A 19070-nucleotide genomic window follows, 5' to 3' on the forward strand; every position below is an offset into this window, starting at 1 on the left:
CTCAGCTCGATTTGCGTACGGTGGTCTTCTTCGCGGCAGGCTTTTTCGCCGCCGCTTTCGCAACCACCTTGCTGCTGGCCACCTTCACCTCGGGCTTGCTGCTCCGGTCCTTTGAATCTTCCGTTTTCCTGGGCGTGACCGTGCTGCCACCGGGCAGCGTCGGCCCACGTGTTCCGCTGCGCGGCGCGTAGGTCGCAAACCACTGGGCAAGGCGCTGGATCTGGTCGTCGGTATAGCCGCGCGCCTGCATGTGCATGATGTCGAGCTCCTTGCTCGACACCCGCATCTCGGTCAGCTCATCAACGATTTCGGCCGCGCTCTCGCCATTCAGCCGCTCGAAACCGCCGGTGCCATTCGGGTCCGCCGCGTGGCAGCCCAGACACTGCGACGCCAGCAAGCGGTCGTCCTCTGTCGTCGCGCCCGCCACCGCTGCCGATGCCATCAGCCCGGCAGCCAGCGCCAGCCGTACAAACGTGCTCTTCAGGTCAGTCATGGGAATCCTCCCTCGTCGATAACGAGGAAAATATTCCCACGCATAATGACCCCATTCGTTAACGGGGCATTACCACAGGGATTAAATGATGTTCATCCGGAAGACAGGATGGCCGGGCACAGCACCGCGGCTGCGCCGAAGGCTCCTTTTGTCACGGTGCCGAGCAGCCCCGCACGCCGCTCGGCGCCGCAGACGTGAAAGCCGCCCAGAACAAAGCGGCTCCGACCCCGACATGCCAGCTCAGTCCGCGCTGGCAGCGGAGCACTTACGCAGCGCCCAGACCTGCCGCATCCGCGAAATACGCCTTGGTGTAAGCATGCACATCCGCATGCGCAAGCAATTCATCCACCGCGAACCAGCGCAGCGCATCGTGCTGCTCATCCGGCGCCAGCACCACGTCGGCCGCCACATCCAGGTTGTGAGGCAGCACCACGTAATGTGTGCCCACGCCCTCCACCCCGGCGAAGTTGTCGTCGTACAGATGCTCGAACACACCCGTACTGCGCCACCCGCTTACCGGCACCGCCTCACCCAGCTCACGCCGCACGATGCGCACCAGTGCATCCGCCATCCGCTCGCCTTTCAGGATGCGTCCGCCGGGCACGAACCAGAAGCCCTGCGCCGGGCGGTTGCGGCGATAGCCCAGCAGCACCGCGCCGTCGGGGCGACGGGCGATGAGGTCGATGGAAACGAGTGGCGCAGAGCGCACCACCTCGATCAACACTTCCTTGGGGAGCATGTGAACCCATCCTGCATTCAGTAAAACAAGAAAAGCGCCCCAGCCGAAACGGAAAGCACGAAAGCTGATCCGTTGCCGCAGCCAAGCCCCACCGGTAAGAGTGGCGCCCCCGCCGCGATGAGACGCCCGTCAGCCGCCTACGGTAACCCGCAGCCGCCAAGCCCGAGCGCGCCCAGCATGAGAATCGGAGCAGCCTCGCCGCAGGCAAGCCCCTTGCCTTCCGCCCCGGCCGTAGGGTGTGCAAGCCACAAGCCTGCGCACGCGGACCGAACTCCGCGCAAGGTCTCGGCTGCATGCCGGCGCAGGTGCCCCCCGCGGACCGCCCGCCCGTCACAACGGACTTACCCGAACACCTCGCCCTCATCCAGCAGCTTGCTCGCACCGTTCTTGGCCGACAAGGCTGTAGGGTGTGCAGGCCACTGGCCTGCGCACGCAGATCGCGCTCCGCGCAAAGCCGCACTGGCCAGCCAGAACTGGCCGGTGGTTCTCGCCAACAAGTTCCACGTCGTATCACTGGCTGAAGGTGGGCAACGAGAGCGCCATCGCCGCGTCGTTCCACTTACCCTGCGCCCCGGGGGCGCCCCGATGTGACCGCTCGACGACTTACAGCCGCCAGCTGCGCGCACCGGCCGCAGTAATGTCTTCGGTCGGAAACATGCTCTTCACGTCGACGAACAATCCACCAGATTCCAGCTTGCCCAGCAAATGATCAAGGCCAGCCTGCCTGAACTCGGTGTGTGCCACCGCGGCAACGATGGCCGAAGCCTTCGGTAGCGCATCCCAAGACACGAGCTTCACGCCGTACTCGTGCTCGCACTCATCGCTCTCGGCGACCGGATCATGAACCCAGACCTTCACGCCATAGCTTTCAAGCTCGCGCACCACATCGATCACCTTGCTGTTGCGCAAGTCCGGGCAGTTCTCCTTGAACGTCATGCCCAGCACGATCACATTCGAACCACGAATCTGCGCGCCACCCGCGATCATTTCCTTGATCGTCTGCTCCGCGATGAACTTGCCCATGCCATCGTTGATGCGTCGGCCAGCGAGAATCACCTGGGGGTGATAACCCAACATTTCCGCCTTATGCGTCAAGTAGTAGGGATCAACGCCGATGCAATGGCCTCCCACCAGACCCGGACGGAAGGGCAAGAAATTCCACTTGCTGCCTGCAGCCTTCAGCACCTCTTCAGTGTCGATGCCGATGCGATGAAAAATCACCGCCAGTTCGTTCATCAGCGCAATGTTCAGGTCGCGCTGCGTGTTCTCGATCACCTTGGCGGCCTCGGCAACCTTGATGCTGCTGGCCTCGCACAGCCCGGCAGTGATCACCTGACCATACACTGCCTTCACACGCGCCAAGGTCTCGGGCGTATCGCCCGACACGACCTTCACGATCTTGGTGACGGTGCGCTCCTTATCACCCGGGTTGATGCGCTCGGGGCTGTAGCCGACGAAGAAATCCTGCTTCCACTTCAAGCCCGACTCACGCTCCAGAATGGGAATGCACACCTCCTCTGTCGCACCAGGGTACACCGTGGACTCATACACCACCGTTGCGCCACGCTTCATGTGACGCCCCACGCTCTCGGAGCTCTTCACCAGTGGTGTGAAGTCCGGCTGGTGAGCATCATCCACCGGCGTCGGTACCGCCACCACGATGAAATCAGCCTCCCCGATCACCGACGGGTCAGTCGAACAGCTCAGATGAACCGCTGCCGCCAAATCTTCTGACGACACCTCACCTGTGGGATCGATGTTGCGGCCATAAGCCTCAACCTTCTCAGCTGAAAGATCGAAGCCGAGCGTCTTCATCTTCTTGCCGAACTCGACGGCCAGCGGCAAGCCGACATAGCCCAGTCCGACAACAGCAACAATGGCCATCAGTTCACTCCTAAAGTTCTTCCATCCGAAGCACAGGAAACACCATACACTGCAAGTATTACATCAAGAAAAACGATTCAAAACATTGATTAATATGGAACTTAGCCATCATTCTAGAATGGGCGCCACAAGAAAACGAAAGTCAGGGACGCGTGACCTACCTCACTCTCCAGACGAGGATCAACAGCAACCGGAGCTGTGTCCTTTACATAAATTCGCAACAGTACATTTCACTCTTGCCCGATGCGAAAGTCCTCCTAGCGAATGCCCCCCTGCAATTACAAAGGATTCCCGTCGATAGAGCCGCCTCGAAACCACCCGCGAGGGCATCCGTCCCACCTAAAGTCGTTTGCTCACACGGCGATATTCCCCTGACACGCCACTTGCACGCTTGGCCTACCTCGCTGCACGTACGAGAGCAGCAGCCGATTCTCATCTGTAGCAACAGGACTTAGGTACGACATTCTTATCATGCGTTATCTGCCACAGCTTCTCAGCACGCTTGCGCTCACGACCCTAACCGGGACCTTGGATGCAGCAACCTATTACGTCGACGCTCGTAGCGGCAGCGATCTCTCAGACGGGCTCGCTCCAACGTCATCGACCTCTTCAAGAGGCCCCTGGCAGTCTCTCAAGAAGCTCTCATCCGCAGCCATTCTTCCGGGGGATACCGTACTTTTGCGCTGCGACAGCATTTGGAACGAGACACTCACGCTTCCCAGTTCCGGCAGTGCCACGGCCCCTATCACCATTTCCAGCTATCCAAGCACCTGCACGACCCAGCCAGAAATCAGCGGCATGACCACCTTGCCGGCTCACGCATGGACTTCTGCTGGTGGGGGCGTATATCGCGCCAACATCAAATGGAACCGTATCGCCAACGGGAGTTTCGTGAGCAACCGGACGGGTTGGCAGATTTGGTCGAGCAACGGCGATGCCGTTCTCGGTTGGAGTTCAGCCTGCACGACCGCAGGTGCCGGCTGCGCGGTCCTGACCAGCGGAGCAAGCGGTTCGAATGGCATTGCATCAAGCAGTAACTTTCCCGTCGAAGGGGGCAAGAAATACCGCATCCGCTACTCGCTGCGCGGCAGCAGCGGCAGTGCGATAAAGATCTATGTGCGGCGCGCCGGCTCTCCCTACGACCCGATCGGCTACAGGAAAGACCTGGTGGGCACGGACCAGTGGCAGCAGGTCATCGAAGAGTTCACTGCGCCGACCCTCGTTGCAAATGCCCGCTTCGACGTCGAAATCGCGCCCGGAAGACGTACGGTTCAATTCACCGACATTGCGATCGAACCGGTGGACACAGTCGCAGTACAACAACTGTTCCTGAACGATCAGGCCCTGCAGGTCGCCCACCACCCGAATGCCGGGCACGACACTGCCCAGCCGAACTCGGTATACGCCCATACCGGCGCCGCATCCGATTCCGTCCTCATCAATACATCGCCCCGAAGCACCTACCTGACGACCGGCGCCGACCTCCGGCTGCCGGCCAACACCACCCTGACCGCCGGGCTGACCGCGTTTATTCGCAGCTCACCCTGGACGCTCGACGAGCGCCGGATCAGTGCCGTATCCGGCACGCGCCTAGATCTGGACCTTCCCACCACCTACCCGCTCGCGCTCGGCATGCCTTACTACCTGACCGGCGCGCTCTGGATGCTGGATTCCCCCGGTGAATGGTTCTTCGATTCATCCAGCGGCCTAGTCCATGTGTGGACACCCGACGGACAGCCCCCCGGAAATGGTGTGAAGCTCTCTTCGCCCGGAATCGGCGTGAATCTCGGCCAGAAATCGAACATCATCGTCCGCAACATTGCCGTGCGCGGATCAAGCCTAGCGTTCAATCTCGAAAAGTCCAGCCAGGTCATGCTAGAGGACATTTCCATTTCAAATACCGCAACCTACGGCATACAAGCGGACTATTCGACCAACGCATCAATCAGCCGTGCGGACATCCGCCACACCGGGAACGACGCCATCCGCGCCCCCAATTCCCAATCCATACAAGTCACCGATAGCAACATCGAAGGCAGTTCCGTATCGCTTTCAGGCAATACCGTCAGCACCCTTCCCCGCGAAGCCGGCGCAGCCATCCTGGGCGGGCAATCCGCGACCATTTCCGGAAACAGGGTATCGAACACCGGCTACAACGGCATACGCTCATTCGAAAACTCGCGGATCGAAGGTAATGTCGTGACCGACGCCTGCCGCATGCTGAATGACTGCGGCGGCATCTACGTTAGCGGCTACTCGGCCGGAACATCGGTACTCAACAATATCGTCCGCAACGTCCATGGAAACATTGACGGCATGCCCGTAAACTCCCGCTATCACGCGGCGGGTATCTACATGGACGATCACGCTAACGCCCTGACGGTCACCGGAAATTCATTGTCCAACGCCAACTATGGGATTCACATCCATGATGGCTACGACAATTTTATTCAGGGAAATTTAATGTTCGGAAATCGTAACCACCAGTTATGGATGCAAGAACAGCAGGCAAAAATTTCCGTAAGTGGGGATATGGCGCGCAACCAGATCATCGGCAATCACCTTTTTCCGCTGGACGGCAATATCGCACTGATGCAAGAAAGTGAAATTGGCGCCATTCAAGGTTTCGGCACATTTTCTGAAAACCGCTTCTCTGCTCTAATTTCGTCAGCATTGATTGGCGAAATATCGCCCAACACCTTGCGCTCGTACACAGCCGCCCAGTGGCGAACCGCAACAGATGCTATGGGTCTGCCCAAGGGCGATACAAGCATCAGTGAAGTTCGACCATCCGGCTACGCGGCAACCCGCGTAACAGGCGAAAACATCGTACCCAACGGTGCATTGACGAACGGAACATCTGGCTGGACCTACTGGAGTCAGCTGTCCCCATTGCCAACCGTTACGACCGAAACCTGCTTGCCTGGTATCTGCCTTCGACTGACAGCTGGCGGGTCAAGCAGCCTCCTTAGCACACCGAATTTCTCGGTCACCCAAGGGCAGACTTACCGAGTAAGCTTCGACGCGAAAACAGCCATCGACGGACAGACCATCGCCCCCGTTGTACGCCGGGGTGGTCCGTCTCCGCTCTACGAACGCCTCATGGCCGCTACCCAGTCGTTCAGCGGAATTACAGATTGGAAGCGCTACTCCTTCACCTTCCGTGCAGCCAAAACTGTTATCGCTAACGATCTATTAACCCGCGAACTTGGCGCACGCCTCGACTTCGAACAAAACGCGGCTAAAGGTACCTTGTGGGTAGCCAACATCGAGATCGTGCCCATGCAGGACACCTCCGTTACGCTGCTTTCTCACCTTATTGCCAACGAAGGCCGTGAACACAGCATTTTCGAATGCCCAGAACAGGGCACAGAAAACGAAGCGCTGTGCGCCGATTACGTGCGCTTTTCCGACGAATTACCGGTGATTTGGCCTCTTTCTCTAGGGCCGGCCGAAACGATGGTCGTATTCACACGCATCGCGGCACTGATCGATACTGACGGTGACGGCATCGCTGATTTTCAGGATAGCTGTCCAGCAACTACACCAGGCCTCACCGCCAACGCAAAGGGATGCGCCTTGGGTCAGACGGTTCCCTAAGAAACGCTGCATCGAAGGCGCTCTTCATCTCATGGCCCGCTTATATGCAGCGCCATAGACTGTAAATTGAGTTTTTCAAATTCTGATTTTCAACAACTGAAGAGCGGCGCCGAAAAGAAAAATTGTATTGGTTACAAGATAACGCTTCCAGAGGCGCCTTGGCTCCGAGCAAAGGCGGTGCAGCCATTCCAATCCATTCTGCTGCATCCAGAGCGGAGCGCGTTTTATAGTACCGGCGTGGAAATCGAAGGCAGCTCCGACACCTAGCATCACTGCATTGACACGCCCACGATGTTCTGCCATCCAGCGTTCTTGCTTTGGGCACCCCAAACCTACAAAAACGATGCCCGCGCTGCTATTGTTAATGCGCGCTACCGATGCAGCATCTTCTTCTGTCGACTGCATGCGAAAAGGAGGAGATTCAGTCGAAATTTTAAGAGTTGGAAATGTGGCCTGTAAACGCTGCACAAGCAGATCCAACGTTTTCTCTACACTGCCAAAGCAATAGATCGGTACATCTTCCCTAGCGCAGCGCTCGCATAGCGCCCACATCACATCCGGGCCGCTGATTCGTGGCTGGCTTTCAAACCCTTGGTGACGCAACATCCACGCAACTGGTGAGCCGTCAGGAGTTGCCATATCTGAATCATTGATGACATCTCGATAGGCCGAATTCTGCGAAGCACTTACTACGACATGCACGTTGCAGATAGTAACGTACCTGCTCTCACGCCTGTGCGCCCAACACATCAGTTGCTCGATCGCCGCGCTCCAAGAAAGCGCATCAACTCGAACACCCAATACGTCGCCAGATATTCTCGGCATAGCCTTTCATTCCATTCAAAAATCAATTTTTTGGCATTGCCACACAGCGAGCGAGACCATCAGCAAACCGCTCTACCATGTTAGTTAGCGAGTAGCGACTCGCATCATGCAGAGCCGCCTGTTTGATCAAACTTAACTTCACTGGATCATTTAATAGACCGACAACACTTTCTGCATATCGATCTACTCCTCCCTGCACCACCAATCCGTTGACACCATTTTTTAAGTACGCCACTTCCGGCCCATGGAGCGCCTCAGCGGTCGTGATCATTGGAACACCGGAGCAAAAAGAATCCAGCACGTGCAATCCGACAGCTCCCGGATTAATAACGACATCAGCCACTCTAAAACATGAAGCTTTACTCAGACCCTTGCGCACACCAAGCCACTTCAACCAAGGGCGTGTGGTCATCGCATTTCGAATCACCTCCGCGTTTGGGCCATCGCCAATCACCAGCAGTCGGAATGCCGGCAAAGTCGCATGAATGCGATCAGCTGCGTCGACCATGTACTCTAGGCGCTTGTCGGCATAGAGGGAACCGCAGAACAAACCTACCGGTGCGCCCTCCGGAGCATCGATTTCACGGCGCAAACTCTGTATCTGCACATTGGTGACTGCGGCGAGATCGCGCTCGAAAGCTTGATTGTCAATAGCGTTGTCCAACTGCGTGATTCTTTCTGCTGGATAGCCAGATCCCTGCAGAATATTGACTGTCATTTCGGTGTAAGCGAACCACCAGTCCACTCGGGTGAGAAGTAAGCGCTTCCACTTTTCTCGCAGCCCATTTGGTGCAACGCTCTGGAAGTTCACTCCATGTCCCCAATAGCCTATGCGCCTATCGGACCACAGCCGAGCCAACAGCAATGGGTAGTTCGAGAAGATGCGGTTTTCTTGCATTAAGACCACAAGATCAGCATCCCTAAGCGAAGGCGGAAGGGGCTGCCAAATCAAATCGCGAGCCCCAACTTCCCAGACTCTGTTTACGACCTTGTGTGCCCAAGGTAATGTTCCTTCATCTTTTTTAACCAGCTCCCGGCGGGTAGCCTGCCCATGCAACAAATGCAGCTCGATCTGGCGCTCTCGGCAGGCATCCCGCAGCCTATCGAAAAGGGTAGTACGGTAGTGCATCAGCCGATGCTGACAGATCACGACTTTCTTCATTCATCCTCCACAGGCTCTCTGCCCTCGAAACTAGGTACAATGACGCAGTGGTCGTAGCCCTTTTCAGATAAGGCAAAGCAGCCGTTACGGATTGCATCCTCGTGCGCCTTAATTACCGCGTCCGACGCAAAGCGATACCCTATGACTTTTGCAGGTACTCCTGCAACTATTGAGTAGGGAGGTATCGATCGGGTAACGACGCTACCAGCAGCAACAATAGAGCCGCGGCCGATCGTTAAGCCTGTAAGAACGATTGCCCCATAGCCTAGCCAGACGTCGTCCTCGATGCAGGCCTCTTCCTCCCGGTAGCGACTCGGGAAACGAGTGCTGGCAACCCAAGGTGCAAAGCGGACAGGAAATCCAATAGCCGTGAAATCATGATCGTGGCGGCCGATAATGGCCACCCTGTTGGCGAGCAAACAGTAATGACCGATACGGCAATTAGCCTCGATATGCACGTCCTTGCCGATGTAAACATAATCGCCAATCCGGATTTCATTTGGCGCCCAGAATCTCCCCCGAGCACCGACATGCAAATCACGCCCTACCTGTTTAATGCTGCGCGATTTCAATAAAAATATTCGTGTCTGGATGCGCCTTGCCATTGCAATCAGTAACTTCAACATCATCACCTCTCATTACTGATCAACACCCCTGAGCCATTTGCAACATTCCAAGTGATTTTGGCTGGCTCTCCGGATCTCAGATTCAATGTACAAGACCACCTTCCTCCCGATTCCTTGCACGAAAGTCTAGACGCACCAACCAAGCGGTCGGCCAATACACGCCACGCTTCGACCATCGGTTTTGGCTGACCGGTAATGGATTCGACCATTCCCAAGCCATACCGGTTGTCCCATGAATACCAATAGAAGCGGTCGACTCCCTCCGCTCGCGCGATCAGCAAGGCACGCATGAGGTAGTCCCCGGATTCCTTCTCCAGTCCGAGTCGCTTCCAGCCGCCCTTGGCCACCATTGGATGGTCGGGCGTGCCGTCACCGTTCTCTATCCAGTAACCGGTTTCGGTGTTCCATAGCGGCATGTGGCCGACGCCGTTGGCAGCCATGACCCGCTTGACACCGCGAATGGTCGGAATCATCGCTTCTGGCGATTCCTTGAATACATAGAAATGATGGCCCACGATGTCGATGCATTTCCTGCCGCCCGCCGCCAGGAAGCGGTCGAGATATTCGATATGCCGACCGCCGCCGGCAGAGGCTGGCGAAACGAGCTTGATGCCCGGATCGATGGCTTGCAGCACGCGTTTGGCTTCGCAGGTGAGCTTCACCAGTGTGGCTAGGTCACCGGAGTAGTGATTCTGGTCGCTGGGTTCGTTCCACACTTCGTAGTGTTTGATCCGACCCTTATAGCGCGCACCTACGGTAGCGACGTAGGTGGACCAATCAGCGAGGTTTGCAGGTTCAGCGATATTGCCAGGCTTGTAGGGGCTCGATTCATCCGGGCGGGCAGATGCCCAACGCGGAGTAATCGCCAAAGGCAGTAGGATGTCGATTTTGGTCAGCTCGGCCATAGCGACATATCGATCAAGGCGAGTGAAATCCCATTGCCCCCGGCTAGGCTCTAGCTGCGCCCAGCCCACATATGCATCCCAGAGCCGCCAACTGCCAAATGGTATCGAAGGCCAAGTGGTTCCTTGATCGGCACGATGAATATGGAGGCCGAAGTACTGTATTGGAATCGATTCGGCGGAAGATGGACGCAGACCAAAGAGAAAGACGCCACCCAGAAGGAGCAACAGCACGCGTATCGTTTTCATGTCTGAGTACGACGCCAGTTCAGGAAACCCTCGATCCGCCCTAACACTGCACCAGCTCCTAGCGTCAGAGCTGCCCAGCCCCGCATGTGCAGTAGCGGCAGCAATACCGGCGCACATAGGCCTCGAAAAATCACCCATGCAGCCAGCCGGTGTTTAGCGTAAATCGCCCCGGTCCCACGTGCCCGCCTTCGGGCTGCCGAAAAGAGCGCGAAAACTCTGCCGGTGGGTGACGCAGTGTAAAGATGATGGACCCGCACATTCGGCCTGAAGGCTAGACGTTCCCCTGAAGCTAAAGCGCGCAATACGAAATCAGTTTCTTCGCCGGCGCCGTACCACTGTCCCACGCCGAACCGCTCGTCAAAGCCCCCCAGTCGGTCGAAAAGGCCACGCTTGAAGAAAAGGCTGATCGAACTTGCGTCACCACCGCGGAAGTTCCGCCAGTCAGCCAGCGACAGATCGGCCTGGAGCGGCGTACTGCCCCGGCCTTCGGATTGCTCCATCCAGCAGGCAATGCAGCCTTCGACATCGGGTTCTGCGGCGAAGGTGTCAAGCAGTGCTGCAACGGTACCTGCTTCATACCAGCAGTCGTCGTCGGGAAAACCTATTACATCGCCACTGGCGTGGCGGATACCCAAATTACGCGCACCGCTCAGGCTGGGTCGCTCCAGTTTGAGATGCTGTAGGTCGAGTCCGGCCGTGCGCCCGGCCTCGACATGCGGCACCAGCCGGTCGTCGTCATTCTGGTCGACCACGATCAGTTCGAAGCGGCGGTCGGTCTGTGCTGCCAGCGTGCCAATCAGGCGGCCGACCTCACTGCTACGCCCCACGGTGGCAAGAATCAGCGAGAGCTTCATGACGCTGCCTTGCGCGAAAGCCCCAATGCACCGAGCGCAACCGCGCATGCAGTCCGCAGGTAGTAAATCGGATGCGCGAGCGCCCGGCGGTCACGCAGCAAGCGCCTAGCGCCTCTCACGTCGCCCAGCGAAAGCCTTGCCCGAGCGATATTCATCAGATGGCTGGCCAGCAGTCGCCTGGCGCTCCGCTCCATGAGCAGGGGTACCCGACCCGCGTCGAGACGTTCGCTCAGTCGTCTGTAGCAGGGTAATTCGTCATCCACGACCGACGAGTGTGTTGCACTGCCGCTCACCGCCATCCGGTAGTCAACCTTTGGCGAATTCAAATAAGCCACCTGATGGCACTCCGCAACGCGAAACCAGAGATCCTGATCTTCACCCAGCTTTTCACCTGCAGGAAAGCGCAGAGTCAAATCGGCGAAAACGCTGCGCCGGACGACAATTGCACACGTACACGTGAAGGATCCATTGCACCAGTTAGCATAAAAATCATCAACAACGACCATCGCACCGGTTTCTGCCTCTGGCAGCGTAGATTCCTCGTGGTGTCCGTTTTCCCAGACCCGGGTGTAGCCAGTGCAATACATGCCTGCGCTCGGAAAGCGCTCTATCAACCGGGCGATGCCCGCCAGAAAGTCTGGCTGAAAGCCGTCATCCGCATCGAGAAAAGCAATGTACTCACCTTGCGCAGCGTCGATACCACGGTTGCGGGCCATCGCGACGCCCGCGTTCGCCTGACGGATGAGACGGATATCGTCGCCAGCCATTCGCTCGACGATTTCCGCGCTGCCATCGGTAGAGCCGTCATCGACGACAACGATCTCGAATGCAGCGAGACTCTGTTCCCTTACAGAATTGATCGCTTCAGCCACAAATTCGGCCTTGTTATATAGCGGGACGACAACAGATATTGCAGGTACGGCACTCACTGCAGAATCACCGTATTCGAAGACTTAATGAAGACAGGAAAAGACGCTGTCGACGACTGATGATCTTTCCGGAAACCACGCAGGCAGATCATGAACAACAGCAGATGGGTCAGAAAATCGCCATTCAAGATGGTGCCGAACGTCAGTGGCGTTTCGGTGACACAACGAAGCAAAATCACCGCAAGGAGTGCCAGCGACACACCACCCGTCCGCTCTGCACAGCGGAGCGCACCGCGCACAAGCAAGAACAGATAGACGACAAAGGCGGCAGCGCCGATGGTTCCGGCAGAACTGAGGGTCTGCAGCAGTTGGTTATGGGCACTGAAGGCGAACTGCATGCCCAGCCGCATACGGTGTTCCGCGCCCCATGCTTCCAGCCCGTAGCCAAAGACTGGGTTGGCTTCCCATTCATCTAGTGCTGCAGCCCAGATCTGCGCCCGGCCAGTCAGCGTAGTAATGTCACTGCCTACCCCACTCGCTTCGATCTTGGCCCAGATGCGCTCCAGATTAAGGTGGTTCAGTGCCAGCCCCACTAACAGCAGCGCGACCACGACCGCCAACAGGAAACGGATATCAACACCGCCATTCGGCAAACGTCCGTAGCGGTACCAGATCAGAATCGCCGCGGCGACCATGCCCGCCAGCAGCGCCGTTTTCGACTGTGCCAGCAGAAGCACTGCCAGCGCGCTCAGCACGATAGCAAGGCGCAGCAGGAATTTGCGCGCGGGCAGCATCGCCTCGAGCAGCAGAGTGAGCACCGCCAGCGGGCCGATGCTGTTGGCGTTAGACCCGACACCCCAGAGGCGGATGCTGACGCCGGGCAGCCAGCCCTTGTATGACGTCTGGACAGCCAATTCCGGTTTGATGAGCGCGAGCGAGAGGCTGAGTACCATCATCGCGAACAGCGAATATTTCGCTCCCCGGATAAGCGGTTCGAGCGGCTCGCCGCGGCCGAGATAGACGGCCGAGAAGATCACCAGCGGATACACGCTGTTGTGGATGAAAACAGGATGTTCGCCGAAAGCCGCGTTGAGCAACACATTACCGACAAAGTAGGCAACGAACGCCGCGTACAGCGCCTGCCCCTCGATGGTGACGCGCGGGCTGCTCTGGCGGCGCTTGAACAGATAACCGGCAATCTTTGCGGCACCCAAGCCGACAACAGTGAATGACACCAGCCGCAGCAACCAGCCCCCACTGCCCACGGCACCCGCGCTGATCAAGTCGATGTTGAACGAGGCGAAGTTCAGGTTGCGCTGAGACAGCACCGTGCTAAGCGTGATACCGAGCGCGAGCAACGGAATCACGGCGGGCACGACTAAGTCGCTGAACCGACGTTCGACCTGCAACATCGAAACAAAGCCAAAAATGATGCCGCAAGCGGCGGCAAATGCGCCGCCGAAATAGATCGCGTAAGAAATCAGTTCGCCCGCGGACATCATTTGGCTCCGTGCGGAAAGATAAGCGTCAGTCGAGAGGCCAGCGGGGCTGGGCAGCGGTCAAGAATGCGCACGAGTAATACCTTCAGATCAGGTCCGAAAATGCCGGGCGACAAGCGAAACAACGCTAGCAAGGCCAACACACCGGCAAGGCCGTCGAGCACAAGCCGGAGCGCGGCCGGGAACGCCCAGAGCAGCATGTCCAGTCCACCGACCAGTAGCGGCAGCAGCAGGCTAAGAAACAACCCTCCCCGCACCGCCTGCCAGACCAGACGCAGATCAAGGTGAAGCACACGCACCGCGCTACCGATAATGACCACACAGCGCAGCGCGAAAAGTACGAGCACTGTCCAGGCGACTGCTTCGGTCGAATAGCGTGCAGCCCACCAGCATGCCGCTGCCCACACCACGGCAACAGGAAGTTGAGAACGGAACTCGCGACTGGCGTAGCCGGCGCTCCACAGCAGCGGTGTGGTAAAGCCCCACACCAGAAACAAGGGCATGGCGATGGCAAAGGGCCTGAGGAGCGCGATGGCGTCCACCCACTTCGGGCCATACAGCGCGAGGATGAACGTGTCGGATACTGCAGCGAGAGATGTGAACGCAGGAAGGATGAATATCGAAACCGCACCCAGCAAGGCCCGATATGCGGCGTCGATCTTGTGCTGCTGGTCGGCCACCCGAGCCGAGGCCGAGAAGAACACGGGCTGTATCACACCGAGCAAAGATGTGGTCGGCGTATAAAGCATGTTGTAGCTGGTTGCATAGAGCCCGATCTGCTGGCTTGAGAACACGCGCCCTACGATGACACGGTCAATATTGTTGATGAACCAGTTTACGATATTGGTGATGAACACCGTACCGCCATAACCCGAAAGCGCGCGCGCGTCGTCATACCAGACCAGCGGTTGCAGAGGATGGCGGGTAGCCCGGTACAGCAGCACGAAAACCACCAGCGCCTGAACAAACCACGCTGCGATTAACGCCCAGACCTCTGCGCCGAACCCGGCGAGCGGAATGCCGACAAGCACGTACCCTGAAATGAAGCCGGCGATCTGCGACAGTTGTATGCGTTTGAAATCGAGGTTGCGCTTCAACAGATTGAGGGATGGCGCAGCCAGTGCATTCAGCAGACATACGCCGGCCAGCGCCTGCACGACATCGGCGGACCGCGCATCGCCAAAAAAAAGCGCGATGGAATGAGCCGCCCATGCAACCGAGGCTGACACCGTAGCGCCCAGTATGATCTGCCAGGTGAAGACAAAGCGAATATCTTTCGCGGCAATTTCTTTCTTCTGAATCAGACCGTAAGCAAGGCCGATATCGGAAAAAAAACTGCTGAAACCGACGACGATCGCGCCGATCGCGAAAAGGCCGTACTGCTCAGGCCCGAGGATGCGCGCAAGCACGACTTGGGCGCCGAACTGCATGACGATGCGAAGCAAAGTGCCACCGCCGCCCCAGAACACGGCCGACAGACTCCTTTTCCCGAGATTCTTTGATACGTCTTGCAATTGCGCTAACCGTCAGTCGAGTCCGGCAACGAAATCACGGTACGCCGCAGGTAGGCCTTGTTCAAGCTCCGTGGTCGCCCCCCAACCGATGCCGTTGAGCCGCGAAACATCCATCAGCTTCCGTGGCGTCCCGTCTGGCTTGATCGTATCGAATACCAGTTCGCCTTCGAAACCCACCACCTTGCTCACCAGTTCGGCCAGTTCCCTGATGGTTACGTCCTCACCCACGCCAACGTTCACCAGCGGCGGTTCGAAGCGGCCGGATTTCGACTCATCGCTGCCCAGCAGGCTCGTGTATTTGTCATCTGGCAGATTCATCAGGAAAACGCAGGCGTCGGCCATGTCGTCGCTGTAGAGAAACTCGCGCCGCGGGGTGCCGGTGCCCCAGATGGTCACGGTGCGGTCGCCTCGCTGCTTGGCTTCGTGGAACTTGCGCAGCAGTGCCGGAATGACGTGGCTGTTTTCTGGGTGGTAGTTGTCGCCCGGGCCGTACAGATTTGTCGGCATTACCGCCAGGTACTTCGTGCCGTATTGGCGGTTGTAGCTCCAGCACATTTCGATGCCGGCAATCTTCGCGAGCGCATAGGGCCGGTTGGTCGGCTCCAGCGGGCCGGTGAGCAGGCAGTCTTCGCGCATCGGCTGCGGCGCCATCTTGGGGTAGATGCAGCTGGAGCCAAGGAACATCAGGCGCGTCACGCCGTGCTTCCACGCGCTGTGGATCACGTTGGTCTGGATGGCCAGGTTGTCGCGGATGAACTCGGCCGGGTAGCTGTTGTTGGCGACGATACCGCCCACCTTGGCCGCAGCCAGGAAAACGTATTCCGGCCTGTGCGCGGCGAAGAAGGCATCGACCGCTGCGGCATCGGTCAGATCGAGTTCGGCGTGGGTGCGCTTCAGGATGTTCGCGTAGCCCTTCGCCTCGAGATTGCGGACGATGGCCGAGCCGACCAGACCGCGGTGGCCGGCGACGTAGATGCGCGCGTTCTTGTCCATGTCAGGCTTGCCCCGCTTACTCGTGGTAGTCGTAGGCCTGGAAGCCGGCCATCTTCACGAGCGCGTCGCGCTTGGCGCTGGTGTAGTCGGACTCGACCATTTCCTTTACCAGCTCCGGCAGCGTGATCTTGGGCGTCCAGCCCAGCTTTTCGCGGGCACGGGTCGGGTCGCCGAGCAGGGTTTCGACTTCGGTCGGGCGGTAGTAGCGCGGATCGACCTTCACGATCACGTCGCCCACCTTAGCCTTGGCACGGTCACCGGTGACGGCGGCGACGATGCCCACTTCCTTGTCGCCCTCGCCTTCGAAGCGCAGCGTGATGCCCAGCTCGGCCGCGGCGAATTCGACGAACTGGCGCACGCTGTATTGCACGCCGGTGGCGATGACGAAATCTTCGGCCTTGTCCTGCTGCAGCATCAGCCACTGCATTTCGACGTAGTCACGTGCATGGCCCCAGTCGCGCAGCGCGCTCATGTTGCCGAGGTAGAGGCAGTCCTGCAGGCCGAGTGCGATGCGGGCAATGGCGCGGGTGATCTTGCGGGTGACGAAGGTTTCGCCACGGATCGGGGATTCGTGGTTGAACAGCACGCCATTGCAGGCGTACATGCCATAGGCCTCACGGTAATTGACCGTGATCCAGTAGGCGTAGAGCTTGGCCACCGCGTACGGGCTGCGCGGATAGAAAGGCGTGGTTTCCTTCTGCGGGATTTCCTGCACCAGACCGTACAGCTCGGAAGTCGATGCCTGATAGAAGCGGGTCTTCTTTTCCAGGCCGAGGATGCGGATGGCTTCGAGAATGCGCAGCGCGCCGATGCCGTCTGCGTTGGCGGTGTACTCGGGCTCTTCGAAGCTGACCGCAACGTGCGACTGGGCGGCCAGGTTGTAGATTTCGTCCGGCTGCACCTTCTGGATGATGCGCACCAGCGAGGTCGAGTCGGTCAGGTCACCGTAGTGCAGCACGAACTTGCGGTTATCGACGTGCGGGTCTTCGTACAGATGGTCGATGCGGTCGGTGTTGAAAAGCGAAGTGCGGCGCTTGATGCCGTGCACTTCGTAACCCTTCTTGAGCAGGAATTCAGCGAGGTAGGCGCCGTCTTGGCCGGTGACGCCGGTGATGAGTGCGATCTTGGACATGTACGAGTCTCGGTACGGATGAATCGGTGCGGTTCAGAGCCCGGCGATGCGCGGGCGCACTTCTGAAGGAATGGCAGCCAGCATCTGGTCAATGAACTGCTGCTGGATGGCAAAGGCCGCGGCGGAATCGCGGTCGATGGACGAAACACGGAACAGCAGGCCGTCAGGCACTTCGCCGCGCAGGCCGTATTTCATTTCCGCCAGTTTCTTTTCTGTGCCACCAGTCAGTGCCTGGCTGCCTATGGTGGTCCAGTAGGTGACCGGCTCGTAGCGGTTCTGCGACAGATTGGTCTCCAGCCGCTTGACCGGCACTTGACCCAGCGCGGTGCTCAGCAGGCCTTTGCGATTACTGGTGACCTGGAAGCCCTGGGCGGGGTAGCACACCTCGGGGTAATGCAGCTGGTTGCCGTCGCGCTGGTCTTCGCCATAGGCGATCGACAGCATGATGCGGTAGCCCTTCGCGTTGTAATAGGTGCGTGACAGCATCTGGCTGTACAGCTTGTTCAGCAGTTCGGTCTGCTGCGGGTTGACTACGCCGCCCACAGCCCGTTTATCCAGCGTCCATTCGCCGAACTGCTCCGGGATGGCCGCTTCGAGATTGAGTTTGGGGAGGGTATCGACGATCTTGCGCGTCGGCGTCATGGCAGTGGCCAGGGCGGCGGCCGAGGCCATCAGGACAGCGGCGATGACGGCGGAAACGAGGGATTTCTTCATCGGCGTGGAAAAGAGTGCAGGCGTAGGAGCAGACGGAACGGCCTGCAATTGTGACGGATGGTCTTCATGGCGTCGCGACGACCATCTCACGAATTGTGACAGTCGGGAAAATAGCCCAGGGTCATGCTGCGGTGCAACTTGGCATCAGAGTACTACGTCACGGTTGCAGTGACGTGACTTGAAATACTTCAGCACCGCGCCGAAGGCGCATCCTGCCTCCGATCAGCCGTGCGACCTGTAGGCATCCGCCGACGCGGCGTGATGGCGACGGAGCTCGGCCAGCTTTCGTAGGAGATTCTATGTTCGAGCGCAAGCGTTTTCGTGTTGTTTAGGGACGTAGTCGGAAGCGTTCTTCATTAGCGAGAAGGCGATCCTTGCGAGCTTTCTGGCCAGTGCGACCAGCGCCTGGGTGCGGCTGAATCCGCGCTGGAGCATGCGCTGGTAGAAGGGCTGCCAGGTACTGGATCGGCTGGCGGCCATGGCGGCGTTGTAGAGCAGGCGGCGCATCTCGGCATCGCCTTTCTTGCTGAGCGCTCCGCGTCCGCGCTGGGTGCCCGACTGACGCACGGTCACATCCAGGCCGAGGAAGGCGATGAAGGCATCGGCCCGGCCGAATGCGGCGCGGTGAAACGTGGCGCACAGACCGGCGGCGGTGAGTGCGCCGATACCTTCGACCTTGAGAATGCGCCGGTACGGGTCGCCCCAGCCGCTGGTGCCGATCAGCGCGGCGATGCGCTGCTCCAGCCGTTTGATCAGCGCCTGGATCCGCTCGGTGACGGCCCGCACCTGGCGGGCGAAGCCGGGCAGCTCCTCCATGCTCTGACGCATGCGGCCCAGACAACGTACCAGGGTGGCGCGACGGCGCAACAGGGCGCGCAGTTCGGTCACCGCACGGGGCGGCAGCGAGAACGGGCGCAGACGCGCCCCTTCGTGGGCGAGATAGCGGGCGATCAGCCCCGCGTCGTGCCGATCGGTCTTGGCGCGCTGGCCCAGCGTGTCGCGGTATCTGGACAGC

The 19070-nt window shown here is 58.8% G+C and carries 16 protein-coding genes; 1 reads left to right on the top strand and 15 read right to left on the bottom strand.

The genetic code is table 11. The annotated features are described in order from the left end of the window. Nucleotide 1: 1 nt before the first annotated feature. From METUNV2_RS0110290 to METUNV2_RS0110300, 3 genes are all read right to left on the bottom strand, one after another. Complete coding sequence (locus METUNV2_RS0110290) at nucleotides 2-493, bottom strand: c-type cytochrome (protein WP_018229390.1); 492 nt, start codon at nucleotides 491-493, stop codon at nucleotides 2-4. A 265-nt stretch (nucleotides 494-758) separates the two neighbouring features. Next, entirely contained in the window at nucleotides 759-1232 is a 474-nt protein-coding gene (locus METUNV2_RS0110295) for a GDP-mannose mannosyl hydrolase (RefSeq protein WP_018229391.1), read from the bottom strand. 603 nt (nucleotides 1233-1835) lie between these two features. Beyond that, nucleotides 1836-3116, bottom strand: coding sequence for a nucleotide sugar dehydrogenase (locus tag METUNV2_RS0110300; RefSeq protein WP_018229392.1), 1281 nt, complete (start codon nucleotides 3114-3116; stop codon nucleotides 1836-1838). A gap of 471 nt (nucleotides 3117-3587) precedes the next feature. Here METUNV2_RS0110300 and METUNV2_RS0110305 point away from each other — a divergent pair, with 471 nt between their 5' ends. Continuing rightward, on the top strand, nucleotides 3588-6716 hold the full coding sequence (locus METUNV2_RS0110305) for a carbohydrate binding domain-containing protein (protein ID WP_081618531.1): 3129 nt from the start codon (nucleotides 3588-3590) through the stop codon (nucleotides 6714-6716). 75 nt (nucleotides 6717-6791) lie between these two features. On the opposite strand, the gene METUNV2_RS19605 is transcribed toward METUNV2_RS0110305, so the two are convergent. From METUNV2_RS19605 to METUNV2_RS19095, 12 genes are all read right to left on the bottom strand, one after another. Then, complete coding sequence (locus METUNV2_RS19605; RefSeq protein ID WP_081618532.1) at nucleotides 6792-7541, bottom strand: WecB/TagA/CpsF family glycosyltransferase; 750 nt, start codon at nucleotides 7539-7541, stop codon at nucleotides 6792-6794. Nucleotides 7542-7563: 22 nt separating this feature from the next. Next, nucleotides 7564-8703, bottom strand: a complete 1140-nt coding sequence (locus METUNV2_RS19610; RefSeq protein WP_081618533.1) for a glycosyltransferase family 4 protein — start codon at nucleotides 8701-8703, stop codon at nucleotides 7564-7566. Further along, complete coding sequence (locus tag METUNV2_RS19615; RefSeq protein WP_081618534.1) at nucleotides 8700-9332, bottom strand: CatB-related O-acetyltransferase; 633 nt, start codon at nucleotides 9330-9332, stop codon at nucleotides 8700-8702. Before METUNV2_RS19615 ends, METUNV2_RS19610 begins: the two co-directional genes overlap by 4 nt. Next, nucleotides 9332-10480, bottom strand: a complete 1149-nt coding sequence (locus METUNV2_RS0110315) for a GH39 family glycosyl hydrolase (RefSeq protein WP_157281386.1) — start codon at nucleotides 10478-10480, stop codon at nucleotides 9332-9334. The genes METUNV2_RS19615 and METUNV2_RS0110315 overlap by 1 nt, the downstream gene beginning before the upstream one ends. Next, entirely contained in the window at nucleotides 10477-11334 is an 858-nt protein-coding gene (locus METUNV2_RS19080; RefSeq protein WP_018229396.1) for a glycosyltransferase family 2 protein, read from the bottom strand. The genes METUNV2_RS0110315 and METUNV2_RS19080 overlap by 4 nt, the downstream gene beginning before the upstream one ends. Continuing rightward, nucleotides 11331-12263 carry a glycosyltransferase family 2 protein gene (locus tag METUNV2_RS19380; protein WP_051081907.1) on the bottom strand — a complete coding sequence of 311 codons (933 nt, stop codon included), beginning with the start codon at nucleotides 12261-12263 and terminating at the stop codon, nucleotides 11331-11333. Before METUNV2_RS19380 ends, METUNV2_RS19080 begins: the two co-directional genes overlap by 4 nt. Further along, nucleotides 12260-13702, bottom strand: coding sequence for an O-antigen ligase family protein (locus METUNV2_RS0110330; RefSeq protein ID WP_018229398.1), 1443 nt, complete (start codon nucleotides 13700-13702; stop codon nucleotides 12260-12262). Before METUNV2_RS0110330 ends, METUNV2_RS19380 begins: the two co-directional genes overlap by 4 nt. After that, nucleotides 13702-15171: a lipopolysaccharide biosynthesis protein gene (locus METUNV2_RS19090; protein WP_018229399.1), complete on the bottom strand. Its 1470-nt coding sequence runs from the start codon at nucleotides 15169-15171 to the stop codon at nucleotides 13702-13704. Before METUNV2_RS19090 ends, METUNV2_RS0110330 begins: the two co-directional genes overlap by 1 nt. A gap of 57 nt (nucleotides 15172-15228) precedes the next feature. After that, on the bottom strand, nucleotides 15229-16209 hold the full coding sequence (locus METUNV2_RS0110340) for a GDP-L-fucose synthase family protein (protein ID WP_018229400.1): 981 nt from the start codon (nucleotides 16207-16209) through the stop codon (nucleotides 15229-15231). A gap of 16 nt (nucleotides 16210-16225) precedes the next feature. Further along, nucleotides 16226-17341 carry a GDP-mannose 4,6-dehydratase gene (gmd, locus tag METUNV2_RS0110345; protein ID WP_018229401.1) on the bottom strand — a complete coding sequence of 372 codons (1116 nt, stop codon included), beginning with the start codon at nucleotides 17339-17341 and terminating at the stop codon, nucleotides 16226-16228. Between the two features lie 33 nt (nucleotides 17342-17374). Then, the gene (gene epsI / locus METUNV2_RS0110350; protein WP_018229402.1) at nucleotides 17375-18055 is read right to left on the bottom strand and encodes an exosortase-associated protein EpsI, B-type; all 681 of its coding nucleotides are present in this window, start codon (nucleotides 18053-18055) and stop codon (nucleotides 17375-17377) included. A 297-nt stretch (nucleotides 18056-18352) separates the two neighbouring features. After that, nucleotides 18353-19070, bottom strand: a 718-nt coding sequence (locus METUNV2_RS19095) for an IS110 family transposase (RefSeq protein ID WP_018229403.1), incomplete at its 5' end; no start/stop codon positions are given.

This window comes from Methyloversatilis universalis EHg5 (genome assembly GCF_000378945.1).
GTDB classification, from domain to species: Bacteria; Pseudomonadota; Gammaproteobacteria; order Burkholderiales; family Rhodocyclaceae; genus Methyloversatilis; species Methyloversatilis universalis_A.

Bases quoted from the DNA above. Each gene is read 5' to 3' on its own strand.
- METUNV2_RS0110300 (WP_018229392.1), bottom strand. From the start codon at position 3,116: ATGGCCATTGTTGCTGTTGTCGGACTGGGCTATGTCGGCTTGCCGCTG.
- METUNV2_RS19615 (WP_081618534.1), bottom strand. From the start codon at position 9,332: ATGATGTTGAAGTTACTGATTGCAATGGCAAGGCGCATCCAGACACGA.
- METUNV2_RS19605 (WP_081618532.1), bottom strand. From the start codon at position 7,541: ATGCCGAGAATATCTGGCGACGTATTGGGTGTTCGAGTTGATGCGCTT.
- METUNV2_RS19610 (WP_081618533.1), bottom strand. From the start codon at position 8,703: ATGAAGAAAGTCGTGATCTGTCAGCATCGGCTGATGCACTACCGTACT.
- METUNV2_RS0110305 (WP_081618531.1), top strand. From the start codon at position 3,588: ATGCGTTATCTGCCACAGCTTCTCAGCACGCTTGCGCTCACGACCCTA.
- METUNV2_RS0110340 (WP_018229400.1), bottom strand. From the start codon at position 16,209: ATGGACAAGAACGCGCGCATCTACGTCGCCGGCCACCGCGGTCTGGTC.
- METUNV2_RS0110315 (WP_157281386.1), bottom strand. From the start codon at position 10,480: ATGAAAACGATACGCGTGCTGTTGCTCCTTCTGGGTGGCGTCTTTCTC.
- METUNV2_RS0110330 (WP_018229398.1), bottom strand. From the start codon at position 13,702: ATGTCCGCGGGCGAACTGATTTCTTACGCGATCTATTTCGGCGGCGCA.
- METUNV2_RS19080 (WP_018229396.1), bottom strand. From the start codon at position 11,334: ATGAAGCTCTCGCTGATTCTTGCCACCGTGGGGCGTAGCAGTGAGGTC.
- METUNV2_RS0110290 (WP_018229390.1), bottom strand. From the start codon at position 493: ATGACTGACCTGAAGAGCACGTTTGTACGGCTGGCGCTGGCTGCCGGG.
- METUNV2_RS0110295 (WP_018229391.1), bottom strand. From the start codon at position 1,232: ATGCTCCCCAAGGAAGTGTTGATCGAGGTGGTGCGCTCTGCGCCACTC.
- epsI (WP_018229402.1), bottom strand. From the start codon at position 18,055: ATGAAGAAATCCCTCGTTTCCGCCGTCATCGCCGCTGTCCTGATGGCC.
- gmd (WP_018229401.1), bottom strand. From the start codon at position 17,341: ATGTCCAAGATCGCACTCATCACCGGCGTCACCGGCCAAGACGGCGCC.